Below are 3819 nucleotides of genomic sequence, written 5' to 3' on the forward strand. Positions count from 1 at the left end.
ATCCGGGTCCTGACACGACGCTTGGCAAGGTACGGATATCATTGAAACCTTTTCGAGTCAGGCTCTAAGCCACCGAGCAGATAGTTGCGCCATATCGTAGAAGAACATCGCGACAATCGGAACTGCGTCGGTTGGCAGAAGCGGACCGGTTGTTTGTGCGATCATTGGTGCCATGTTCTCTTTAAGTGATTCTGCAGTTATCTTAAAATGGCGGATGACACTTCAATTGGACGCAATATCGACTAGAGCAAATCCTGTTCAATCCGGCTCATATCCAGCAGCCCTGAAGTAGTTTGCGCATTCTGTCGGCGTGAAGCGGAGCATCAATGCGCCTAGGACGTCCCATAGAGCATCGATCTTTCGTTCCGCGCCCTCCGTGGTTGACTGCGGCCCCTAAACCGGGACCGCGTGCCGGTGGCGACGGAAGCTATGAGATCACATGCTCAATGCGCTCGAGGTGGTGCTGAGGCACGATCTGAAGGGGTTCCTCGGCCGCTGCGATTTCCTCGACCGTAAGTCCGGTGGCGATGGCCAGGTCCTCAAGGCTGTAGCCCTTCGCAATCCTGGCTTCGCGGCGACGAGCGGCTGCGGAGGTGTTGTCGGCGGTAGCAAATTGATCCATTCCAAACTCCAAATCACGTTGATGTAGCGGCTGAGGGGGATCTGTCCCCGATGGGTTGGCTCCTTCGTGGTGCCGACTCGGTCAGAGGTTAGCCGCAACCTGCCGAGCCGCTTGGTTTCTCTTCGCAGACGACGCTCTTGCGTGGCTTCCGCCGCGATCTTGTTCTGCGTTCGGATGCCGAGCGCTCCTGCATTAGCGCTGTTGTTCTAGTCCTGCTTTCTATGACAATCAATCCATGGGTTTGCTCATAGGCACACGACGAGCCGTACCAACTGCCTGGGAAGAATTGTCCGCTACTGATTAACTGCGGTCGCAGATATGCCTTGCGCGATCTCATCGTCGAAGTGAACCATCTCGCCCGAGGCCATGTGCAGCGCGTCCGCGACATCGCCGAAGCGCGCCTCACCATAACGGAGGCCGGAACTTATTGAATCGGCGCCCGTTCGTAAGGACCGACATTAGGAGGATCTCACCATGGCAACCACATCCAAAGCCCCCAGCCAGGATCGTGCTCGCGTCGCAGGTGGTCAGGATCACGAGGTGAAGTACGAAGCCCGGAAGGAAGGCATTTCCAAGGAAGCGGTGAAGAAGACCGTGAAGAACGTAGGCAACAGTCGCAAGAAGGTCGAAGCCGAACTCGACCGGCACTAATCCGGGTTGGAGAGTTCAACCGTGAGGGTCCGCAGCCATAAAGTCAGCGGCGGAAACAGCCGCTGAAAGTCTGGCTCCGACGGATCATAACGCAGCGGCGGAAGGCGCCTGACTGCAGGAGTTGACGACCCCGCAGGAAGCGTTTCGGAGCAAGGCTATCGAAGCTGCGGGATACAGCGCCGTCGAGCAAAGCCAAAAGTATTGGGACGCCGGAGCGTTTCTTGCAAACGGGCGGAGCCGCATCGCATGAGGAAGGGGCTGGCGAGCGAACCCAACGAGCTCCAAAGTCGCGATACGCGACGGCGTCGGCTGACTTTACCTGCAGAACAGAATTCAGAGGCCGACAGACCGTGGGGCACCGCGTGCGGACGCCGGTCCCGACCGGTCCGTTCAATCGACTTCTAGAAGCTGCCATCCCGTTTTTGGGACCGGCCAGCATCGTCGATCTTCTCGTGCTCACTGCGCTGAATAGGAAGCGCGGTCGGTATTAAGCCATTCTCCCGTAACGCCAAAGGCGAGCGGCGGAGCGCCGATCAATCGCCCGAGTCGGGTCTCCAGTGTTTGAAACGATGCTCAGGGAAGCGGTCGACGTGAACCTCGCTAATCCTGCGGAGTATTCCATTGCCGACATGCCAGTCGATCAGATCCCGAAACAGGCTTAGCGAGTGCCACGTGCATCGTCGTCCCGATGTGGACTGTAGACTAGCTTCCTGCATAGGGCGATGCGATCCTGAGTTGCGTTCATGTGTCCTCTCCTTCGCGACGGAGAGACCCAAAGCTATGCCGACTAGGCGGCCGCTATGGTGCCGGAAACGTTGGCAAAGTCGGTTAATCGGCATAGTTTGCTGGTCAGTATAAACGTGCTTTTGCCGCGCGCGGCAAAATGCAGTTTGAAGCAGCGTCGCGATCGTCGCCCAAGTCCTGCCGCCGCCTTCCGAGCCGGGTTCATAATGCCGGATTTCCGACGTTTGAAGCAAGGGTCACCTATCCCTTCCATCCACTGGTTGACCAAACCGTCTTGGTAACCGGCAGCCATGAGCACGAAGGCGTTCACTATCTGCTCATTCTGGCACACGGTGGTTCATTTCAAATTCCGGCATGGATGTTTGATCCTGCGGCAAGTTCGATCGAGATCGTAGCTGCGCCGCGCCTTTCGGCAACCAAACTCGTTGAACTGCGCGCCAAGCTTTGTTGCCTGACTATTCCGTTGCGGTCGCTGCGGTCGCCGATTGCACATTCAATACTCCGGGAAAGGCGGCAATACGCAGCGATATGTTTGTCGCGGCAAGTTCGGCGCCATGGCGGTCGGCAACTGTATCGGGTTCGGCGGCATGCGGGTCGATCGGGCCGTGGCGCAGGAGGTGCTCGAGCGATTGCAACCTCTGGGAATCGAGGCGGCCTTGCGGGCAATGGAGGCGCACACGCAGCGTCATAGCGACAATCAACAGCAACTCGAGAACTTAATCAAGCAAGCACAATACGAGGCTGCCAGGGCGCGCCGCCAGTATGATGCTGTCGATCCGGGCAATCGGTTGGTCGCCGGCGAACTGGAGCGGCGCTGGAATGAGAAGCTGATCCTATTGCGTGATCTCGAGGTCCAGTTCGAGATGCTCTCGACCGACCGTAACACGCCTGCTTTATCGGCCGACGACCGTACAAGATTGATGATGCTCGGTAGCGATCTATAGTAAGGCATGGCACAGGTCCCGACGCGTCTATCGAGACACGCCAAAAGATCATTCGGCTGCTGATCAAAGAAATCATTGTCGATACCGTTGACGACACATTGGCGCTCGTCATTCATTGGCAGGGTGGCGATCACACCCGGATGACGGTGAAGAAAAACAAGATCGGCCAGACCCGCTGGGCAGTTAAGGCTGATGTTGTCGATCTCGTTCGCAACTTGGCGAGGCAGTTGCCCGATTTGTCGATCGCAGCGATCTTGAATCGATCCGGCAAGCGGACAGGGCATGGCGCCAGCTGGACGCGAAGCCACGTCTGCAGTCTTCGCAACATCCACGGCATCTCCGTCTATCGAGAAGGTGAACGGGCCGAACGCGGTGAGAGAACCCTCGACGAGGCCGCCGACATTCTAAAGGTGAGTCGAGCTACCGCCTACCGGATGGTCAGCAGCGGTGTCCTTCCCGCTCGCCAGTTATGCACCGGAGCGCCGTGGATCATCCAGCTTTCCGACCTTCAACACGAAACCGTGCGCCGCGAAGCCGATGCCAGGCGATCCCGGCGTCCGATATCTCAGGATCCGGTTCAAAATCCTCTTTTATAGACATCATCAGATGAGGAGTATGTCGCGCCCTCGTCACCTTCAGCAAACAGGCTATTTTTTCTTAACGCCTGGGGCTTGATTGCCCGCTCAACATGTGGAGTCCACTTCGACGCGGCCGTCTTTCAGGAAGCGCTCGAAGATATCGCGGCGCGATATGGAATAGCGGAGAGCTCCGCGAGTTTTGATTTTCCGGGTAACGCCCCTTAGCCACGAACAGGCACATGATCCTTGGCGCGATTTGAAGTCCACGTGAATTCCCTTG

At 57.4% G+C, this 3819-nt stretch carries 5 protein-coding genes and 3 pseudogenes; 4 read left to right on the top strand and 4 right to left on the bottom strand.

Annotation, left to right across the window (positions count from 1 at the left end):
• Window positions 1-258: 258 nt before the first annotated feature.
• Together ATY29_RS34855 and ATY29_RS34860 are read right to left on the bottom strand one after the other, a co-directional pair.
• Window positions 259-369 (bottom strand): annotated as a pseudogene (locus ATY29_RS34855) (IS630 family transposase); the annotation flags it as partial.
• A gap of 58 nt (window positions 370-427) precedes the next feature.
• Entirely contained in the window at window positions 428-622 is a 195-nt protein-coding gene (locus ATY29_RS34860; RefSeq protein WP_010068053.1) for a hypothetical protein, read from the bottom strand.
• A gap of 474 nt (window positions 623-1096) precedes the next feature.
• Between ATY29_RS34860 and ATY29_RS34865 the strand changes: the two genes are divergently transcribed.
• The gene (locus tag ATY29_RS34865) at window positions 1097-1273 is read left to right on the top strand and encodes a DUF3606 domain-containing protein (RefSeq protein WP_008536033.1); all 177 of its coding nucleotides are present in this window, start codon (window positions 1097-1099) and stop codon (window positions 1271-1273) included.
• Window positions 1274-2060: 787 nt separating this feature from the next.
• On the opposite strand, the gene ATY29_RS37180 is transcribed toward ATY29_RS34865, so the two are convergent.
• Window positions 2061-2327, bottom strand: a complete 267-nt coding sequence (locus tag ATY29_RS37180; protein WP_185185231.1) for a hypothetical protein — start codon at window positions 2325-2327, stop codon at window positions 2061-2063.
• Between ATY29_RS37180 and ATY29_RS38425 the strand changes: the two are divergent.
• From ATY29_RS38425 to ATY29_RS34890, 3 genes and pseudogenes are all read left to right on the top strand, one after another.
• Window positions 2292-2405: pseudogene (locus ATY29_RS38425) on the top strand (DUF5372 family protein); the annotation flags it as partial. The gene ATY29_RS37180 and the pseudogene ATY29_RS38425 sit on opposite strands and share 36 nt — an antisense overlap.
• Window positions 2406-2502: 97 nt before the next feature.
• Complete coding sequence (locus ATY29_RS34885) at window positions 2503-2961, top strand: ATP-binding protein (protein WP_097537538.1); 459 nt, start codon at window positions 2503-2505, stop codon at window positions 2959-2961.
• A gap of 98 nt (window positions 2962-3059) precedes the next feature.
• Window positions 3060-3557 (top strand): helix-turn-helix domain-containing protein, encoded by a 498-nt coding sequence (locus tag ATY29_RS34890; RefSeq protein WP_010005427.1) that lies wholly within the window; start codon window positions 3060-3062, stop codon window positions 3555-3557.
• Between the two features lie 26 nt (window positions 3558-3583).
• Here ATY29_RS34890 and ATY29_RS38145 read toward each other — a convergent pair.
• A pseudogene (locus ATY29_RS38145) lies at window positions 3584-3819 on the bottom strand (IS66 family transposase); the annotation flags it as partial.

Source organism: Rhizobium hidalgonense (assembly GCF_002914525.1).
Classification (GTDB): Bacteria; Pseudomonadota; Alphaproteobacteria; order Rhizobiales; family Rhizobiaceae; genus Rhizobium; species Rhizobium hidalgonense.